The sequence below is a fragment of the Bradyrhizobium sp. 482_C4_N1_8 genome, from assembly GCF_052075965.1.
GTDB classification, from domain to species: Bacteria; Pseudomonadota; Alphaproteobacteria; order Rhizobiales; family Xanthobacteraceae; genus Bradyrhizobium; species Bradyrhizobium barranii.
This window is the reverse complement of the sequence record NZ_CP197231.1, coordinates 5778621-5799491: the sequence shown is the minus strand read 5'-3', so window position 1 is coordinate 5799491 and position 20871 is coordinate 5778621. Positions and strand designations below refer to the sequence as shown.

Sequence of the window (20871 nt, the reverse complement as noted above, 5' to 3'; positions counted from 1 at the left end):
ACTGTTCAGAACGTTACTTAACAAGCCAAGGGGCTTCCCTTGCTGCACTCTCTCGCCGATCCGGGCGGTCGGGCTAAGCGTCGAGGGAACGAATATGACAGGACTTCCGGCTACCGCCCCAGAATCTTCCCTCGCATCCGACCAACAATTCAACTTGGTTGCGAGTAGCCTGGCCACGCTGCTTGAAACGGCGAGGCGAGAGCTGGAGCGTGATCGAGATGCGGCGAGGGTGTCGCTGGCGACGGCATCCCACATCCTGCAAGCGGAGATCGAGCGATGTTCGGGCGCTAGCGGCTCCACAAGGGGCGGTCTAGCGGCCTGGCAGATCTTGCGCGTGCGAGCTTACATCGACAGCAATCTGCACCGTACCATTCACATTCGGGATCTCAGTGCGGTCGCACGTCGAAGCCCGGCGCACTTTTCCCGGAAGTTCAAACTGGCTGTTGGGGAGTCGCCGCATGCCTATGTGGTGCGAAGGCGCCTGGAGCGAGCCTGCCACCTGATGATGACCAGTGCGGCCTCGCTGAGCGAAATAGCCCTGAACGTTGGCTTTTCCGATCAGGCGCACCTATGTAGGCTCTTCAGGCACGCTTTTGGCCGGAGCCCGGCCAATTGGCGACGCGAGCGCGGCATCCCTGACGAGGTCAGCTTAAGACCCGGCTTGGACGAGAATATCCCATGAGCGATCAGCGCGGCAAAGTGCTGAGCTTCGGCCCTTTCGAGCTGTCGATCGGGGGCAGGATTCTAACGAATGGCGCAGAGACCGTATCGCTTGGCGCGCGCGCCATGGACCTTCTCATTGTCCTGGTGGAGCAAGCCAACAAGGTCGTCGGCAGGAGAACCCTGATCGAGCGCGTTTGGCCGGAGAGCGGAGTTGAACAAGTCAGCCTGCGCGTTCATATCTCGGCGCTCCGCAAGGCCCTCAATCGGAGTGACCCCGGTCGGCGGTATATCGCGAACGTGCCCGGGCGAGGGTACAGCTTCGTCGTACCGGTAACGTCAGCTTCCCTGCCAATGTCGGGGGATCTCAATCCATCTTCGAGGCCCCGACTGCCTGCGCGCCTGGTTCGGATGCTCGGACGAAGAGAGGCGCTCGCCACGATCCAGATGAAGCTGGCCGAGCAGAAATTTGTTACGATCGTCGGCCCCGGCGGGATTGGTAAAACCACCGTAGCGGTGGCGGTTGCCCACGAAATGAGCGCCACCTTCAATGGCCAGATCTATTTTGTCGACCTGAGTGCTCTGGGCGGCGCTTCGCGCGTAGCTCCAGCAATAGCGGCAGCACTAGGCGTGTCGGTACAAACGAGCAATGTCGTACCAGCCCTGATTGATCGGCTGCAGGGAAGGTCAACACTCATCATTCTCGACTGTTGCGAACACCTTATCGATGAGGCGTCGGCCGTGGCGGAAGAACTGATCTGCCGTGTCCCGACACTGCATCTGCTCGCGACCAGCCGGGAGGCGATGCGAGTCGAAGGTGAACAGATCTACGAACTCTGCGCGCTCGAATGCCCTGGGGAAGACAACAAGTCGGCGCACGACGTGCTGCAATATCCCGCGGTCCAACTGCTGGTCGATCGCGTGCGGGCCGTACGCGGTGACTTCGAGCTAACAGATGCGGATGCGCCGATTGCGGCAAGGATCTGTCGGCGGCTTGACGGAATTCCATTGGCAATCGAACTCGCCGCCGGCAGAGTTGACATATTTGGCCTTAGCAAGGCGGCAAGCTTACTCGACGACCGACTAAACCTGTCATGGGTGGGGCGCAGAACGGCGTTGCCGAAGCACCAGACCTTGAACGCCGCGCTGGAATGGAGCTACGACTTGCTTGGCGTGACCGAGAAGCGCGTCCTGAGCCGGCTCAGTGTTTTCGCCGGCGGATTTACGTTCGAAGCAGCGGTCGCCGTGGTCGCTGACGAAACGATCGATGAAGCAAACGTCTCGGATTGCATTTGGGAGCTCCGCTCGAAATCGATGATTGCCGCTCAGGGACAGAGCGCGAGGCTCCGCTTGCTCGACACCACTCATGCCTTTGTGTCCCAACGGCTGGCCGAAAGCGCCGAGGAGGTCGGTTTGCGCCGCCGTCACGCCCTCTACTTCGGCGACTTGTTCAAACAGGGTGCTTCAATGGACATTCCTGAGAGGATCCAGGCGCTCGGGGTCGAGGTCGGCAATGTCAGAGCGGCTCTGAACTGGGCTTTCTCGGTCGAAGGTGATGCGAAAATTGGCGTTGAACTTGCCGCCGCCTCAGCAAGCACCTGGATGGCAATGGCCCTTCTTACCGAATGCCGGGATTGGATGACGAAGGCCATCGGCCGGCTCGACAATGCGAGTGCCGGCTCGCGCCAAGAAATGATCGTTCAGTCCGCGCTCGCCAGTTGCATGATGTTCACGGATGGCATGACCGAAGAGTCGTACGCAAGCTGGGAAAAAGCGCGCCTTCTGGCCGAGTGCCTTGACGACACCGAATGCCAGCTCGATTCCCTGCTTGTTCTTTGGGCCCACCAGATCCGGCTTCCAAATTATGCCGAGGCGACGGAATTGGCAGATCGATGCGGTGATGTCGCTGCTTTGAGCGGCAATCGTGGCGCGATCGCAATGGCCAACTACATGCGTGGCGTAACGTACCACCACAGTGGGCGAATATCACAGGCTGAAGCTTGCTTTGAGTTGTCCCTGCACCGCGACGACGAAGCGTCCCGTCGGTCTCTCATCACCCGGTTTGGCTACGATCGGAAAGTAGATGCCCTGGCCGTACTGGCCAATGTGACCTGGCTCCGGGGCTGTCCTGATCAGGCGCGACGCCTCAAACTGACGTCGATCGCTGAGGCACGCCAGTTGGATCACGCGGTACCGCTCTGCGTGGCGCTGGCTTGGGCAAGCTTCAATACCTATCTGGCAAGCCCGGACGATCCCGAGACCGAATCGCTTGCCAACGAACTTGTCGACCACGCCGGAAAATACAATGTGGAGAGCTACCAGGGGTTCGGCCTCGGCATGCAGGCTCTCTACGGCGTCAGGCGGGGGGAGGGCGATGCAGCTACTGCGACGCTCTACCGAGGTTTGGAGAAGTTGTCCGCGGCGCGATATGGAGTCTTCAATTGGTTTCTGCAAGCAGAGTTCGCAAGATGCACGGCCGTCGCGGGGCATCCGCAGCTGGGGCTTGCCGTCTTCGAACGGGCCAAGATCAATCTTGACGAGACCCACTGGTACGCCGCGGAATTGCGCCGCATCAGAGGCGAACTGGCCGTGTACAACGACGAGGGGCTTGAAGTTGCCAGACAGTATTTTCTGTCGGCGCTCGGACTCGCCGCCAGTCAAGCCAGCTTATCGTGGGAGCTCAGGGCCGCGACCAGCCTGGCCATTGCAGAAGAATCAGCCGAGCTGAAGGAGCGCGCGTGGCAGACCTTGCAGTCCACCCACGCAAAATTCCGAGAAGGCCATGAGACCGTCGACCTACGGTTGGCCAAGCAGGTACTAGCCGTTTCACATTTGCACGATGGCGCCGCCAACTCGATGCACTGAGGCTTGTCGCTGGAGAAGGTTTGGGGTAACCCTCGGAGGGCCGGGTGTATTTGCCCAAGACCGACGACGAACGGTGCAATTGCCGACGTCGTGCTTTTGGCGGAATAGGTTATGTCCGTCCAACCAATTGGCTCATCGTGTGCAATCCGGTTTCGGTTTGGCCCATTCGAGCTGAATGTATCCGAGCGCTCTCTGAGCAAGGCGGGCCAGATCCTTCCACTGGGCGGCAGAGCCTACGACATTCTGATAGCTCTGCTCGAAAATGCCGGTGAGGTCGTCCCCAAGTCCGAACTGATCGCCAGGGTATGGCCTGACGTAACCGTCGAGGAAGGCAGTCTTCGTGTCCATCTATCGGCGTTGCGCAAGACACTGGGCGATGGTCAATTTGGTGACAAGTACATCGCGAATATCCAGGGCCGTGGGTATAGATTCATTGCGCCGGTCACGCCACTTCCCGCAGCCCTCGACAGCGGTAACGCATCTTCGGGATTGTCCAGCTTGCCGCCGGCATTGGGCCGCATGGTTGGCCGCAGCAAGGTCGTCCTTGAGATTCAGCGTTTGCTCCAGACTGACCAGCGCCTCACGACTATTTTGGGCGCCGGCGGCATAGGCAAGACCACGGTTGCCCTGTCGGTTGGGCACGCGGCGCTTGCTGATTTCTCCGGGGCGGTATTCTTTGTCGATCTTTCAACGGTGACCGACAACGAGCAAGTCATCGGTGCTGTCGCTTCCGCGGTCGGGCTCGTCCCGCAGCCAGCCGATCCGAAGGAGGCGCTGCTCAATTTCCTGAGCGCTCGCAAGGCGCTTATCGTTCTCGATAGCTGCGAACATCTCATCGAGAGATCCGCGGAGATAGTCGACTATATTGTCCGGAATACCCCGGCCGTCTACATACTCGCGACCAGCAGGGAAACCTTGCGCGTTCCTGGCGAACGCGTATTTCGTCTTTGTCCACTGGACTGCCCGCCGGAGCAGCCGCAGCCGACTGCGTCAGAGGTGCTTGCTTATCCGGCCGCACGGTTGTTCGCCGAACGCGTCAGTGCTCGCCGCGGCAGCTTTTCGCTTAGTGACGACGAAGCTCCTATGGTTGCCGAGATTTGCCGCAAGCTTGACGGCATTGCGCTCGCTATCGAACTCGCCGCCGGAAGGGCCGCTGTCTTCGGCGTCGGGAATACCGTGGCAAGGTTGGGTTCGCGCATCGATCTCCTGAAGTTCGGTCGCCGGACGGCGAATCCTCGGCATCAGACGCTCAAGGCGACGCTGGACTGGAGCCACGATCACCTGTCCGAGGCCGAACGGATTGTGCTGCGACGAGTCGCAATCTTTATCGGGCCCTTTTCATTGGAAGCGGCGTGTACGGTTGCAGAGCAGGAGGGTACTGACCGGTCCGAGATCGAGGGAACGATCGCAAACCTTGTCAACAAATCGCTCATCGTGGCGTGGCCCAGCTATCGACAGATGCTTTATCGATTGCTCGACACGACACGCTCCTATGCCCTGGAGAAACTCGCTGCGAGCGGCGAACACAATTCCATGGCGGCGCGCCACGCGATCCATTTGAGCCGGTCATTGGAGGACAGCCGCGACAATCTTTTCGACCTGGAGTCCGGACGGCCTCCGGGGAGCGCGATACAGCACTATCTGGGAGACGTCCGAGCCGCGCTTGAATGGAGCTTTGGCCCCCGTGGAAACGGCAGCGCGGCCATACGACTGGCGGCGGCGGCCTCGCGTCTGTTTCTGGCCAAGTCGCTTTTCGTGGAGTGCCGGGACTGGATGGAGAAGGCGATCAATCGGATAGCTGCGGACTGCGACCCGCGCGACCAGATGGAGGTCCACGCTTCGCTTGCCTTGTCGCTGATGTTTACCGCCGGGAACAGTGAGAGGGTTCGCGATGCCTTCAATACGGCGTTGGCATTCGCAGAGCGGCACGACGATGCCTACCAGCAACTGCGTCTTCTCAGCGGGCTGTCGATGTATCTTCATCGTACGATCGACGCGGCGGGCAGCCTTGAAGTTGCGCGACGCGCGGAGTCGATCGCGAACAAGACCGGAAATCCGGAAGATGCGGCGCTTGCGGATTCGATGCTGGGGGCCGCCTATTATATCCTTGCGGACCACGTCCGCGCGCCAAAATACCTCGAACGGGCTCTGCACAGGTCGCCGGCGTCCCGACGGTTCAACGCAACTCAATATCTGTTCGATCTGCGAACCACCTCGCTGTTCAACCTGACCCGGTCACATTGGTTTGCTGGCAATCTCGATAGGGCGGCGGATTATGCCGAAAGAACCATCGAGGAGGCTGAGAGATCGGATCATCCGGTCGCTCTGTGTCGAGCTCTCATGCTGACGATGCCTTTCTATTTCTGGATTGACGATTTGGGGCAGGTCGAACCGAACCTCTCCGCGCTCGAGCTGACTGCGGAGAAGTATTCGCTGGAGCCATTCCGGGCTGTCGCCACAGGACTTAGGGGGCGCTATCTGGTCCGTGTCGGCCAGACGGAATATGGCATGCGTCATCTGCGAGACGGCCTGGAAAAACTGCGGATCCTGCGATACGAAATGCTTGTAACGGATTTCGTCTCCGAGTTGGCGCTCGGCCTGGCGAAACAGAACGAGCGCGCGGAAGCGCTGGCTCTCATTGACGGTTCGATCGCCACGCAGCTCGGATCGAACAGGCCTCTTCACCTTCCGGCGCTGTTGCTGGCGAAAGGCGCGGCCTTTGTGTGCCGAGAGCCTCAACAGCTTGGTCTGGCCGCGGAGTGTTTCGGGGAAGCGATGACCCTGGCCGGGCAACAATCGGCGCTTTCGTTCGAGCTGCGGGCGGGATTGGAGCTTGCGCGGATTTGGATTGATCGGGGTCAAACCCGAAAGGCCCACGATCTCATCGGAGCCATCTACGGCCGGTTTACCGAGGGCTTCGAAACGCCGGATCTCATGTCGGCGAGGCTGGTCCTCGAGCGGACCCGCGTTCGTGCGCGACAAGCCGGATGACGGGGCGAAGCTTCACCGCGTGGTGACAATGCCGAGGGTCTGCGCGCGTGACACGGCCTGCGCGCGCTTCTCCACACCCAGCTTGGTGAAAACGCTCTTGAGATGCGACTTCACCGTCTCGGGACCGATATCAAGGCTTCGGGCGATTTCCTTGTTGGACAATCCATCCGCGATCCGCGTGAGAATATCGGTCTCGCGACGGCTCAATGCGCTGAGAATCCGTGCGCTTGAGTCCGTAGCCGAGCGATCCTGTCGTGCTCGCTGCAGACCCGCCGCGAGACGATCGACGTAGGGGATCAGATCCGCCTTGAGGTTTCCTCCCTCCCGTGTCGCCCGGAGAAGCTCTGAAATGGCTGGCCCCTCGTCGAGGACGGTCTGATAGAGACCGGCCGCCGCACACGCGGCAAGCACGCGACTAAACCGGCTCACCGCCTCCGCGGCCTTGCCCGCGCTGAGCTGAACTGTCGACTGACGAATCGCAATGCAGATCAGGAACTGACGGTGCTCCATCGCTTCGGCTTCGTGCTGCAATTGTTGAAGGATTGAAGCGGCCTCGTCCGATTGAGCCTGCAGGCCCAGCAAATGAGCGCGGGCCAGTTTGTGGTACCATCCGATCTCCGACCAGGCGCCAGGCCTCGGTGCCGGGTATTTCCGTGCAAGGCGTTCCAGGCGATCGACGCATGCGGCGGCTTCATCCAACCGGCCGTCGTTCAGGTAGAGCCGCGCCTGCTCCGCGATCACGCCGGCCGAGAGTCGTCCCCAATCCCGCGCGACGCCGAGATTTTCAGCTCGTTCCAACAGAGTGCGGGCCCGCTCGAAGTTCATCCGTGCAGCGGCGACCCGGGAGATCACGAAATAAGTGCTCCACACGCAGTCGAGCATTGTCCCCGAGTTAATCAGCGGGAGGCGATCGATGACCCAGGCTTCCGCCTCATCGAGCAGGCCTTGCTCGTACTTGATTCGCGCGATCAGACTTGCTGGCAAGGCCGCTGCAATCGAATTCGGCCCGACATCCTGCTCGGCGACCCGGAAGCCCTCGCGGTAGTGCTTATCTGCCGCCGCGAGGCGTATCTGCCGCTCTTCTGTAAGCCCGTTGAGGCAGTGTCGATACACCGAGGCAAATACGTTCCTGCGATCCTCCTCGACCGAATAGGGAATCCATGGCGTCGCATGGAATTGCTTGAGGCTGCCCGCCTTCATGTGGCTGAAGCGAACGACGTTTGATGCTACGTTCGCGGTCCAGGGATCGGATGAACGGTCGACGCAATCCTGTGCCAGAGGCAGCGCGCTTTCGCTGTCATCCTTCAGCGCGATGGCAACGGAGCGGATCGCCTGGCATTCACACAGCAGGTTGCCATCAGGCAGAGGCATTGCGGCGATGTCGCCTTCGATGTCGGTTGCAAGCTTCAGGGCCTCGTCAAAGCGAAGCGCAAGCGCCAATCCCCATCCGATCGCCAATCGGACCTCGCACTGACCTCGCATGAGTTCGTCGGGAAACTGGCGTTGCCACTCCAGCAAGGTGAAGAGATCGCCTCTCTTGATCAAGGACATCGCGCAATTTTTGATCCAGCCGATCGCGCGGTCAGGAGCGCCGGCCGCGATCGCGTGCTGGACCGCTTCAGTCCATAATTCGTGGGAGGCATACCAAAGAGCCGCACGCCCGTGCAGTTCGGGAACTTCAATGCCACGGTCCGCCTCGAGCCGCTGTCGCAGATATTCGGCAAGCAGCGTGTGATAGCGAAACCAAACGCCGTCGTTGTCGAGCGGCGTGAGTAGCATCTGGCGCTGGGCAAGCGATGCCAGGATGGTGCGGCTCGCGCCCAAACCCGTTACGGCCTCGCAGAGGGCGCCGGAGAGCCGGTCGAGAACGGCCGTTCGCAGCATGAAGTCGACCAGTTCGACCGGGAGCCCATCCAGCATCTCGGTCAGGTAGGCGGCAATTGGACGCTGCGAGCCCGAGAGATTGTGGACATATTCCTTCAGGCCGGATCCAGACTGCGAAGGCATGGATGAAATGATCCGCAACGCGGCCGGCCAGCCTTCGGTCTTGCGCTGCAAGAGTTGCACGTCGGGGAATTCCAGCACTCCGGGTTTGGTGCCGTCCAGAAACGCCTGTGTCTCCAGCATGTCGAACCGCAGGGCTTCGGCATCGATCTCGATCAGCTGGTTCTGGGCTCGCAAGGTCGCGAGCGGCAGGGGAGGTTCGGTACGCGTCGTCAGCACCACGTGACAGTGGGACGGTGCGTGCTTCAAAAAATACGCGACGGTCTGATGGATGCGAGAAGCGCTGACCCAGTGATAGTCCTCGAGAAACAGGTAAACGTCGTCCTCCATCTCCGCCAGATCGTTGATCAGGCTCGACAGGATCGCCGTTGGGTCGATCAAATTGTTCTCGAGGATCAGCGCGATCGCGCCGGCGCCGACGTCCGGGCAGGCGTGATGCAGGGCCTGGGAAACGTAAAACAGAAACCGCGTGGCCTCGTCGTCGTCCGGATCGATCGTCAGCCACGCAACGGCATTGCCGTCTTGCTCGAGCGTCTCGGCCCAGGTGGCTGCCAATGAGCTCTTGCCGAAGCCCGCCGGCGCCTTGATGACACCCAGTCGCTTGGCCGGGAGGTCCGACAAGATCGCGAGCAGTCGGGGGCGCGCGACCAGCCCGCCGAATCGTGCCGGCAGGATCTTGGTCGCGAGAAATGGCAGCTGTCCTCCGCCGGGCGACGGACCCGTTCCATGAGTCGGATGGCTGGAGTGCGGCTGGATCAAAGGCTCCCCCTAACCACGTCAGTCCTCCCCCCATTCGGGGGATGCAAACCATGGTGAAATTGTACGATCTCTGTCAGCGAGAGGGAAGCGCCGGGCATTGTCAGTTGTATGCAGGCCGCATGCCGGTCGCTGCGTGCTGATCCCTGAAAGTCCACGCGAGGAGCCGGAAGCCAGCCGATGTCTATCGAGAACGCACGCTTGGGTTTCGCGCGGACCACTGAACATCCGGGAAAAGCACCCCAAGCCGGTGCCAAGAGCCATGGCTGACGATGAGCCTCGCGGAAATCTGCTATTCGGCCCCTTTGAGCTTTCGAGCAAAGAAAGGGCGCTGTGGCGCGACGGCGTGGCGCTGCCCCTCGGCAGCAGGGCCCTCGACATCCTGATCTACCTTGCCGAGCGTCCTGGCAAGGTGATCGCAAAGCAGGAATTGATCGATCACGTCTGGCCGGACGTGACGGTCGAAGAGGGGAGCATCCGGGTCCACGTGGCCGCGATTCGCAAGGCGCTTGGTGACGGCCAATTCGGCAACCGCTACATCGCAAACATCAAGGGACGGGGCTACTCGTTCGTCGGCGCATTGGCCTCCCTTGGGGGCGCCACGGAAAGCAGGACCGCCAGGTCCTGGCGGCAAGGCAGGCTTCCGGTGCGACCGATCATGATGATCGGACGCGAGACGTTCGTCACCGAGGTCGGCGACAGGCTTCGAAATGACCGGTTCGTGACACTGCTCGGCCCCGGCGGCATCGGCAAGACAACCATCGCTCTGGCCGTCGGCCGCGTCGTCGCCCAGGCGATCGGCGGCGAGATCTATTTTGTCGATCTGGAAAGCCTCACCGATCCGCACCATGTTGCTGCGGCCGTTGCGACCTCCCTGGGGTTCTCACTCAAATCGAAAGATCCCGGCCCGGAGCTGGTCGACCTCATCCGGTCGCGGAAGCTCCTCATCATACTCGACAGCTGCGAGCATGTGATCGAGGCGGTCGCGTCGCTTGCCGAACAACTCTACCAGCAAACGGAACAGATTCATCTTCTGACCACGAGCCGGGAATTGCTGAAAGTTGAGGGTGAGCATTGCTGCCGGGTTCCTCCTCTCGATTTTCCGCCAGACGACTCGGAGCAGACGGCAAATGCAATTCTGCGGTATCCGGCGGTGCAGCTGTTCGTACGGCGCGTGGCCACGCGAGCGGGTCGCATCGTTCTCACCGACAAGGAGGCGCCATTCGTCGCGGACATATGCCGAAAGCTGGATGGGATACCACTCGCGATCGAGTTGGCCGCGGGTCAGGTCGCCTCCCTTGGCCTTGAGAACACGGTTGACCTCCTGGTGTCCCGGCTGGAATTGCTGAGACTGAGCCATCGGACGGCAGTCGCCAGGCATCGGACGCTCAAGGCGACGCTGGATTGGAGCTACGATCTACTGTCTGACGCAGAGAGGATCGTGTTTCGACGCTTAGCTCCCTTCGTTGGACGTTTCACCCTCGATGGCGCGCGGTCTGTCGCCGGTGAACCCGGTGCGGGAGTCGAGGACATTTTCGACGCCGTCGCAGGGCTGGTCGAGAAGTCGTTGATAGCAACCCGGATTGATGTCGTGCAGGCGCAATATCGGCTGCCCAACACGACCCGGGCATACGCACTGGCAAAACTGGAGGAGCATGACGAAGTCGATATGGTCTTCGGCCGGCATGCGGAATACCTCGCCGGACATCTCGAAACGCTGAGGGAGGCTCTATCGAGCCTGCCAGGCGCAGAGAGAGCTGCGGCCTATTCCGACCAATTGAGCAACGTCCGTGCGGCCCTCGAATGGAGCTTTGGGCCGTGCGGCGATGCCGCGACGGCAACGAGACTGGCCGCCGCCGCCACGCAGGTGTTTCTGGAGCTGTCGCTGCTGATCGAATGCCAGGCATGGGCCGAACGCGCGATGGCGGGCCTGGGAAATCCGCATCAATACTCCCGCCGCGCCTTGGAGATCTCTGCAACGATCCCGCTGGCCTTGATGCATACGGAAGGCAACGATCAACGCGTCCGGACCGCTTTCGCAAACGCGCTGGATATTGCAATCGAACAGGGCGATCTCGCCCACGAGCTGCGGGTTCTAAGCGGACTTTTCATGTATTCGCACTGGACCATGGACATCCGGGGTGCGAGCGAGATCGCCACCCGGAGCAAGAAACTGGCTTTGGGAACGGGGAGTCACGACGACATGGCGCTGGCGGAAGCAATGCTGGCGGCTTCCGAACATCTGTCGGGAAATCACCTCGCCACACAACTGCATTGCGAAGCGGGTCTCCGGCACCTGGCGTCCCGACCGCGCTCTCGAACCGAACCATATCTCTTTCATTATACGAGCTTCCTGCTCGTCGGCATGGCACGTTCTCTCCTGTACCGGGGCTTGCTCGACCAATCGCTGGACTATGCAAGGCGCGCCAGAGCGGAAGCCAAGAGGTCGGGCAACCCCGTCACGTTGTGCCGGTCCCTGGCTTTGGTCCTTCCCGTGTTTCTGGCCATGGCGGATCTGAGCCAATCGGACCAGTACATTGGTGAGCTGAGTGAGCTCTCTGTCGCGCATTCCCTGATGCCTTATCGCGCCATAGCGACGGGCTTGAAGGGGCGATGGTTGCTTCTTCAAGACAATCGCATCGAAGCGATACAATTGCTGAAGCGAGCCCTGGAAGAGCTTCACGTCCAGCGCCACGAGATGCTGAACATGGATTTTACCTGCGATCTGGCCGCGGCGCTTATGGACCTCGGTGAGCATGAGCAGGCGCTGACCCTCACGGTGAATGCGATCGAGCAACAGCAGCGTGCCGGAAAATTGTTGCACATGTCTGCCTTGTTCAGGATGAAAGGGCTCATCCTAGCGTCTCGATATGCGGAGGATCGCTTCGACGCCGAAGAAAGCCTGCTGTCGGCAATCGACTGGGCCAAACGCCAGTTCGCCACCCTGTTCGAATTGACGGCCGCGACGGACCTGGCCGGGCTGTTGCTGAAACAGGATCGCTTGCCGGAAGCTCACGAATATCTCAGCGCGAGTCTTGATCGCGTGCCGGCCGGGATATCATTTCCTGCCCGCAACCGCGCGGTGCAAATGCTCGGCCAACTCCGATCCGCAGCCGAGGACGTCGGTTGAAAGGTGCGCCATCCGAAGCCGTGCGCCGTCTGCGCAGTTGGGTTCAAGTCCTCGCATTTTGATCCAAGCCCTGACAGCACAGTTGGGCGCACGCTGTGGCAGGAACGGTCATAGCCACGGTTGAATGTCATGGGCAAGCTGGTCGCGGATATCATTGTGGAGACCTTGCAGAGCGCAGGCGTCAAGCATTGTTACGGCGTCGTCGGCGACACCCTCAATCTGATCGCCCGCTCGCTCGAAAAAAGCGAGATCGAGTGGATATCGATGAGACACGAGGAGGCGGGGGCGTTCGCCGCGCAGGCGGAGGCGCAGGTCGCAGATCGCCTGACCGCTGTTGCCGGCAGTTGTGGTCCCGGAAGCTTGCATTTCATCAACGGGATATTCGAAGCCAATCGCAACCGTGCACCCGTCATCCTGATCGCAAGTCAGATCATTCGCGACGAACTTGGCTTCGAATTCATCCAGGAGGTCGACTTCAAGCAGGTCTACCGAGACTGTAGCGTCTTCTGCGATATGATCCATACCCCGGAACAGGCGCGCCGGAAAACGGTGATCGCCTGCCAAACGGCTCTGACGAAACGCGGTGTTGCTGTCTTGATCGTACCGGCGGATATCTCCGCCTCGGTCGTGGATGATAACATCCCCTATGCGGTGCACGTCGCCAGACCCGTCACGCGACCGAGCGATGCGGATATCAACGAGATCGCGGATATCCTCAACAGCAGCGAAAATGTTGTCGTGTATGGCGGATCGGGCTGTAAAGGAGCCCATCAGGAAATTCTCGCGGTCGCCGACAGGCTGAAGGCGCCGATCGCGCATACGTCGCGCGCAAAGGACTTCCTCGAGTTTGACAATCCCTACAACATTGGAATGACCGGGATGCTCGGCAACGAGGCCGGGTATCATGCCCTGTTGGATTGTGATGCGTTGTTGATGCTGGGCGCCGACTTTGCCTGGCGGCAATTCTACCCGGACAAGGCAAAGATCGTGCAGGTCGATATCGACCCGACCCATCTGGGGCGACGGCATCCGATCACGAAGGGTGTCGTCGGCGATGTGAAGGCGACGTTGGAGGCCTTGCTGCCGAAGCTCGCCGGGCGCACCGACGCCTCATTCCGAGGCGCATATCTCCAGCGCTATGCGAAATATCGGGAAACAGAGCGGGCCAAGGTCGCTGCCGGTCACGATGGCAATATTCCCGGAAGCTATCTGACACAGGTGATCAGCCGCCATGCGGCGAAGGATGCGTTGTTCACGGCCGACGACGGCACCCCGGCCGCCTGGGCCTATCGCCACATCGAGGCAAACGGCCAGCGCCGTATTTTCGCAAGCCTGCTTCATGGAACGATGGCCAATGGCATGCCGTCGTCCATTGGGCTCCAAAAGGCAGAACCCGGCCGGCAGGTCGTGTGCATGGCCGGCGACGGTGGAATCTCGATGCTGTTCGGAGATCTGATGACGATCGTCCAACAGGAGTTGCCCGTCAAGATCGCCGTCTACGACAACGGCAAGCTTGGCTTCGTGGAGATCGAGCAAAAGGCCGAGGGCATGCTCGATACCTTCACGAAGCTGAAGAACCCGAATTTTGCAGGCGTTGCGCGCGCGCTGGGTCTCTGGGGCCAGACCGTTTCGAACGCGAGCGAATTGGAGACCGCGGTCAAGGACTGGCTGGCGCAACCGGGACCCGCGCTTCTGCACGTGCATGTCAACCCGATGCAGCTCGTCATGCCGCCATTCATGCAGGTCGAACCTGCAATCGGGATGGCGCTCTATTCCGCCCGCGCCGTCCTGCACGGTCGCGGAGGCGACGTCTGGGAGATGGTGAAGGAAAATTTCCTCTAGTCGGGTCGTCCCTCCAGCGGGGCATGGCATGCCGTGCTGCGCGAGAGTGGCCAAGCATTGCTGTGATGGGTAGATCGAGATTGGCGAAATTGCCGGAGCCATCGGCTCTGCCCATGGCAAGGTACTTTGCCGTTGTCGGCGGCGCACTCGCTGCTCTTCTGCTGATAATTGGCTGGTCTCTGCCGAAGCTGCCGGACAGATTTCCTGATCGGGCGAATGGTATCGACGCAGCCACCATCCGGATCTCATCCGCGCGCAAATGGCCGGAAAAGGTCGTCCTGGATACCAGCCAGCCGGCAATGCCGCCATCGTCCCTCGAGGCGATACCGATCCAGGAATTGGCCGAGCAGCTGCCTGATGAGAGGACTGATCAAATGCACGCTGATTCCTCAGCTGACTTCGTGGCGGAATCGAAGCCCCTGGCGCGGCCGATCATTGCCGAGCATCCGCCTATGCGCGGCAAGCGTAAGAGAGCTCGGGCCGGTTCATCAGCCCATGTGGCGAGAACCCGTAGTCCCAACGAGCTCCAGGGATTGAGTGCGGAGTGCTGCTGGTTCGAGCCGATGGACAGGCGGGTACGATCGAGGCCTGCCTCGCGCAGTCGCGTGGCGCGTCGCGACTCATGGACAGGCTGGCATTTCCCGGAGGCAAATTGAAAGTTGGAGCTGCTCTGCCAGCCTCGTCCTTGTTCTGCCGACCTCACATCCAACATGCGCATGATTGTCCAATACGAGCAGTCATGGGGCCGCTACGCTGACGGCGACTATGTCGCAATGCTTGGGGGCGGGCTCTAGACGCCGTATCCGGGCGCTGTGCAGGCAAATCGTCGATGGAAGAGATGGGCAAGGCTTCGGTGCGTTGACGATGAAGATTCTCGCTACGCTGCCGACGAAAGGCCGGGATCTCCGGCTGGACCTGTTCCGAGGTGTGGCAAATTGGGGAATCTTCCTCGACCATATCCCCAACAACATCGTGAACTGGGTCACAACGCGCAACTACGGTTTCAGCGATGCTGCGGATCTCTTCATATTCATTTCCGGCTACACCGTTGCCTTCGTCTTCGCGCGGATGATGCTCGAACGCGGGTTTGTCATTGGCGCGACGAGGCTTCTGAAGCGCGTCTGGCAGATCTACGTCGCCCACGTCTTCCTCTTCGTGCTCTATCTCGCCGAAATCGGATATGTCGCGCAGCGCTCCGGCAACTCTGGTTTCACCGATGACTTCAACATCCGGGGCTTCCTGGCAAATCCGGCGCAGTTCCTGTTCGAAGGGCTGATATTGCGCTTCAAGCCGGTGAACATGGATGTGCTGCCGCTTTACATCGTGCTGATGGGCGTATTCCCGCCGATACTCTGGCTGATGCTGCGCAGACCCAACATGACGCTGACTGCTTCGGCGTTGCTCTATGTCATGGCCAGGCGCTTCGGATGGAACCTCTCGGCCTATCCAACTGGCCTCTGGTATTTCAATCCATTCGCGTGGCAATTTCTGTTCACATTCGGAGCCTGGTTCGCGCTTGGCGGATCGGCACAGGCGATGCCGTTCATCCGGTCGCGTACCGCGTTGGTGCTCGGCATCAGCTATCTTCTGTTCGCTCTGGTGATGACAATGGCGGCCCGGTTTGACGAACTGCGCGAACTGATTCCGCCTGAGGTCTACGGCGCCTTCAATCCGAACGACAAGACCAATCTTGCGCCTTATCGCCTGCTGCACTTCGTCGTGTTCGCGTTCTTCGTCGTTCGTCTGCTGCCACGCGATTGGCCGGGGCTGGAATGGGCGATCTTTCGGCCCGCGATCAAATGTGGTCAGCAGTCGCTCGAAGTCTTTTGCTCCGGCATATTCCTGTCCTTTGCTGCACATGTCGCGCTGGTTGAGGTCTCCGGCGCGATCTGGATGCAGATCGTCGTCAGCATTGTCGGCATCCTGATGATGACCGTGCTGGCGTACTACCGCTCCTGGTCGAAGCGCGTCGACAAGGCGCCGAAGGCCAAGCCGGCTGTTGTAGCGGCGGGTTGAGCGTCGCGCGGGGAGGAGTTCGGAAACACGATCTGCGATGAAGCGCTCACGATTTCATGGATTGATCCAGACCGCGCTTCTCTCGCCATTTCGGGCCCGGCCCCCGTATGTAGTGAGCTTCGGGGCAGTATCTATAAGCTCACGTTGAATACACATATTCCGGTCGCGCCCAGTCAGCTCTGACGGATTTTCGTTGCGGGATCGACGGCGGCGTCTTTGGGCGACCCAAGGTTTGCCGGATGGATGAACTTTGGCACGACGCATTTGCTGTCGTCGCGAAGATAGCGCGCGACCCTGCCAGGGCGACAGCCGACCGCCCGGTGATCGGCGACCATGCGCCGCTGTTTTGGTCTAGCCATGACCGCGCCCAATTCGACCCCGATCACGTGGCTTGGACAGGCTCCGGCCCAGGCGAGCGGCTCTTATGCCGACGCCGGACGCTCGCAACCAACAACGCGCATCGGCAAGCAAGGGTAACCCTCGTCAATTTGCGATGAGTGATTTGCATAACGTCAACGGAAGTGCAGCCGACCGCAGGAAAGGTGAGACGAATAATCCAGGACAGCGTTTGCTGAAGGTAGCGCGCTGGATAGGTGAACAGCTTCGCGTAGCTGGCCTCCTCTCTAATCCTCGTCGAAATAGATATCTTCAGGAAGATTAAACGCGACGTATACGACGAAAGCGGCTGCAACGAAGACCAGTAAGGTGAGCGACAAGCCAATTAACAGCCACACGATTCTGAGGTTCTCAAATGAGCGAATGCAATTAAATGGAGTATATACGTGCCCTGCGGTTGGGGTAGCCGGACTTAAGCCTCGGCTCCCCTGCTTGGCGCAGCGTTCTTCCGGGTAGCTCTCAATTTAATGCAGCGCTTGCAAGATTTTGATTCCCGTGTTTTTACGGTAATCATCTGCTGGTACGCTAGCGTCGGCTGCTCGGCCGTTTTACGCGTCTTGAAGGGCCCCGATTTGGCTTCTGAAGAACGTTGCGCCTCAATTGAGAAGATTGCCTGAGTTTATTCGCTTCCGCTTCACCAACCCTCCTTCGCAAATCGACTAACTCTCGAAATTGTTGCGCTAAATCAATGTGTTCCATGCGATTCCAAACCGTTTTCTTTTCTTCTGATAGCTGGCTGTAAGGCCGAGCCAAATATGCAGTTGCGTGCTTTGCCAATGTTGAAGTCGAGGTGGCAATTGTCTCCCACCGACCGATAATATATTCGAGCGGCAACGCAATTAAATTCATACGTTAAGCTAATAAGTCAACCTTACCCCGAGCCGACAGCCACCTGTCGCCTGAGCAGCATGGTACCGTTCAATTGGCGCTCGCAAGATAGGCCGCCGCCCTTTGGGTCGTCGCAGATATTTGCCGAAGTTATGTCGTCTCAGCAGCGGAACGCCAACCGTTGCAGACCTGCGAGAACGGGGTACTCCAAAGAAGTGGTATCGATCCATTTAATTGTTGTCGCCGGGATACTTTAAATAGATTATTGCTGTAGCGAAAAATTCGGAAATTCGAATGCGGTTGTGCCGGCAATCCCGCGCTTCATTGGGTGCCAGCTGATTGCGCAAGGTTTAATCAGGGCGTGGGGACATTTTAGGCAGCAGAAGCATTCGCCCAAGCGATCGCATCAATTCAAGGAAGAGAATTTACCAATTTATTTCCGGACGGCAGAGTATTCCAATTCGCGCATGCGCAATATTGCCCGAATCGCCTGCTGTTTACATAAGATGGACGGGCAGTAGGAACGCTGCAACTTCTGGTGCGTTGCCGGAACAGATCGAACCACTATTACGGGATTTGGTGGAACGAAGTTTGTTTCATCAATTGTGAGCGAAAAATGCGGCCAAGCACGTTCGATTTGAAATCACTATCTATCGACGAACTCTGGAAACTTCACGAGGAAGTTTGCAGAATTTTGTCTGACCGGATCTTGCTTGAAAAGCAGGGGTTAGAAGAGCGTCTCGCGAAGCTTAGTGGCGGCGCCCAGATCGAAAAGCCTAGGATCTCAGGCAGGCCGCTGAAGGCCAACGATCGCCGGAAGTATCCGCCGGTGCTTCCCAAGTACCAAAATCCCAACGACCCATCCGAGACGTGGTCCGGTCGCGGTAAGCAACCAAAGTGGTTGGTTCCTCATCTCAAGGCAGGTCGGAAGTTGGTTGATTTTCTAATCAGCACAAACAAGCGCAATGCAACTGGGCGTCGTAAATCCGCTTGACGATTTGGATCTGCGGTTGACGCAGAGCGCTGTGCGAGTTTCGACGTAGGCCATGGGCTCTCAATGGTCAGCGCGAGTGTGCGTCTGTCGAGCTGCTGTAGCCTGTAAGTTGACCCAGGTGCTATCGCAGCCGGCTACGAGCGGTCCTTAGAAGAAGCATTGGCTTGCTGTGCATGGCGCGATCGTGGTCCCTGATCTTTCCTGACTACCATCGCCTTCTGATTATCTCGTGCGCCGCCAACACCACGAATATGGGCGCCATTACCAGGTATCTTTTCCAAAGCCTCTTTGGCTCGGTGAAAAGGCGATAGGCCCACTCCAGCCCACTCCGTTGCATCCAAGATGGCGCCCGCCGAACCAGATTGGCGTGGAAATCAAACGCTGCACCAACGCCGAGCATAGTTGCGCCACCGCATCGCCCCTTGTTTTGGCCCATCCAGATCTCTTGCTTTGGCGTTCCAAGTCCTACCCAGACGAAGTCAGGCGCAGCAGCTCGGATTTTCGCGCAAGCGATCTCATCCTCCTCAGGGGTGAGAGGCCGGAAAGGTGGACATTGCGTTCCTGCAATCTTTAGGTTGGGGTATTTCTTGACGAGTGCTTCAGCAAGGAGATCTGCGACGCCCTCGGCGCCTCCGTAGAAATAGTGACGCCAGCCTCGCGACAATCCGTGCTGGCAGACCGCGGGCAGCACATCCGGGCCGCAGACGCGATACACTGGACCATCTCCCGCCGCTCGAAGGGCCCAAACCAACGGCATTCCATCAGGTGCAACAATATCGGCGGTTTGGTGAGCAAGATCCAACTGAGCATTGTTGCGGGCTGCGATGATGCCGTGCACATCGCGAAAGACCACATATCGGTCCTGCGAGTCCAGGGTCCATGTCTCAAAAGCGGCGAGGAGTTGGTTCAGACTGATTGTCGAGACGGGAGTGCCTACCAGCAATGCCTGAGATAGTGGTACGCAATTCGCCGCTGACACATCAACATTAATATTCACGAAAACACCCAAGATATAAATCCGCAATTTATATATCTGATTTAATGCATATTTAATGAGGAAGATAAATAGACTTTAGATGCGTGGTTTGATTTGCTTAGATTTAACGCCAAAGGGGAGGGTGGCTTTACTGGACAATCTAAAATTGTGCGGGCCGCCGGTTGACCACTATTCTCGGTGTTGTTGCGGTCACATGGACTTGCGAATAAAGGACGCTTTCCGCCAGACGACGGTTAGTTTCTCGACGTAGGAGTTGATTTCGTATCGTTGAGCTTGATCTTCGCGAGCGGTGCTTCCCAATCGCAACCGTAGCTCGGGATCTTCGATCAATCGTTCGATCGCTCTGCTCAAGGCCGACACATCACCCGCCGGCACCAGGAAGCCGTTTCGTTCAGGGGCAATGACTTCCGGAATTGCGCCAACGGGGGTAGATATCACGGGCACGCCGTGGGCGAATGCTTCCAATATCACCATGGGGAGGTTTTCGGCGTACGAGGGGAGCGCCAGGATATCGGTCTTGCAAAGAAGATCGTCGGCTTGCTCAGAGCTCAACCAGCCCGGAATAAGCACCCTGCCGACGAGACCGTGTTTCGCCACAGCCCTGCGGCTTTCTTCAACGGAGCCGTCGCCTGCAATCGTTGCCGTCCAGTCCTGTCTCTGCGACAACATCTGCAATGCAGCTATCAGCTGCGGGGTACCTTTGCGCTCGCCGAGTTGCCCCAAGCACGTAATTCTTATCCGGGAATCAGGGGCTTGAAGTTGCGGTTTCGAACTTAGCTTCGTGGCATTGGGCAGAACTGTAATCTTGTCGCGAACCTGAGGCACACGCATCAGAACGGCGTGAGCCCAATACTCGCCCAGTACGACGATCTGCACACTCTTCAGAAAGAGAAGGTCAACGGCTCTCGCCAACCTGGTTGGGGCAACCGCCAGAAATTCGTCAAATCCAGATCCGTGCAAGTGGACCACGTAGGGGACCCTCAAGAGGCGAGCTGCTGCCCCCATAACCGTCTTTCGATAGCTACTTCCCCAGTTCGATAGGTGTATGTGCAGCACGTCAATTCGTCGAAAGAGGACCAGCCACGCGAATTTCAACAAAGCAATGGCGAAAACAAATTGAGCCACAATGAGTCCGCGCTGACCTCGCGTGACTAGGCGACTTGCCTCAACGTTCAAGTGGGGTTGTTGCTGCTCAATGGTCTCAAATATGCTGTCGTTTAAGCGATCGATACCACCGCGCCCATCGAGACCAAGCGGCGTGGCAACAGCGACGCGAAGTCGTCCTTCAATCAGGTGCAAACTACGTTCTTCGCCGCTGCGGAGCATTGAATCATCTTGGGTCGAGGGCGAAATCAAATTGGTCTCCGCATGTCAAATCGATCCGCGTGAGGT

General features: G+C 59.1%; 10 protein-coding genes. 7 read left to right on the top strand and 3 right to left on the bottom strand.

Annotation, left to right across the window (positions count from 1 at the left end):
- Window positions 1-94: 94 nt before the first annotated feature.
- The 3 genes from AB7Z56_RS28025 to AB7Z56_RS28015 all read left to right on the top strand — a co-directional run bounded on the left by AB7Z56_RS28025 (window position 95) and on the right by AB7Z56_RS28015 (window position 6516).
- Window positions 95-682 (top strand): helix-turn-helix domain-containing protein, encoded by a 588-nt coding sequence (locus AB7Z56_RS28025; protein ID WP_063984094.1) that lies wholly within the window; start codon window positions 95-97, stop codon window positions 680-682.
- Window positions 679-3525, top strand: coding sequence for an ATP-binding protein (locus AB7Z56_RS28020; protein WP_441256599.1), 2847 nt, complete (start codon window positions 679-681; stop codon window positions 3523-3525). The genes AB7Z56_RS28025 and AB7Z56_RS28020 overlap by 4 nt, the downstream gene beginning before the upstream one ends.
- 111 nt (window positions 3526-3636) lie before the next feature.
- Complete coding sequence (locus AB7Z56_RS28015) at window positions 3637-6516, top strand: ATP-binding protein (RefSeq protein ID WP_441256598.1); 2880 nt, start codon at window positions 3637-3639, stop codon at window positions 6514-6516.
- Between the two features lie 12 nt (window positions 6517-6528).
- On the opposite strand, the gene AB7Z56_RS28010 is transcribed toward AB7Z56_RS28015, so the two are convergent.
- Window positions 6529-9279, bottom strand: a complete 2751-nt coding sequence (locus AB7Z56_RS28010; protein WP_441256597.1) for a LuxR C-terminal-related transcriptional regulator — start codon at window positions 9277-9279, stop codon at window positions 6529-6531.
- A 259-nt stretch (window positions 9280-9538) separates the two neighbouring features.
- Here AB7Z56_RS28010 and AB7Z56_RS28005 point away from each other — a divergent pair, with 259 nt between their 5' ends.
- The 4 genes from AB7Z56_RS28005 to AB7Z56_RS27990 all read left to right on the top strand — a co-directional run bounded on the left by AB7Z56_RS28005 (window position 9539) and on the right by AB7Z56_RS27990 (window position 18482).
- Window positions 9539-12406, top strand: a complete 2868-nt coding sequence (locus AB7Z56_RS28005) for an ATP-binding protein (RefSeq protein WP_441256596.1) — start codon at window positions 9539-9541, stop codon at window positions 12404-12406.
- Window positions 12407-12535: 129 nt separating this feature from the next.
- A complete protein-coding gene (locus tag AB7Z56_RS28000) occupies window positions 12536-14248 on the top strand; it encodes a thiamine pyrophosphate-dependent enzyme (protein ID WP_063984090.1) in 1713 nt (570 codons plus the stop codon).
- A gap of 864 nt (window positions 14249-15112) precedes the next feature.
- A complete protein-coding gene (locus tag AB7Z56_RS27995) occupies window positions 15113-16264 on the top strand; it encodes an OpgC domain-containing protein (RefSeq protein WP_063986471.1) in 1152 nt (383 codons plus the stop codon).
- A 1840-nt stretch (window positions 16265-18104) separates the two neighbouring features.
- Window positions 18105-18482 carry an H-NS histone family protein gene (locus AB7Z56_RS27990; RefSeq protein WP_441256595.1) on the top strand — a complete coding sequence of 126 codons (378 nt, stop codon included), beginning with the start codon at window positions 18105-18107 and terminating at the stop codon, window positions 18480-18482.
- A gap of 205 nt (window positions 18483-18687) precedes the next feature.
- On the opposite strand, the gene AB7Z56_RS27985 is transcribed toward AB7Z56_RS27990, so the two are convergent.
- Window positions 18688-19506, bottom strand: coding sequence for a WecB/TagA/CpsF family glycosyltransferase (locus AB7Z56_RS27985; protein ID WP_441256594.1), 819 nt, complete (start codon window positions 19504-19506; stop codon window positions 18688-18690).
- 162 nt (window positions 19507-19668) lie between these two features.
- Window positions 19669-20835, bottom strand: a complete 1167-nt coding sequence (locus tag AB7Z56_RS27980) for a glycosyltransferase family 4 protein (protein WP_231144555.1) — start codon at window positions 20833-20835, stop codon at window positions 19669-19671.
- Between the last annotated feature and the right edge of the window lie 36 nt (window positions 20836-20871).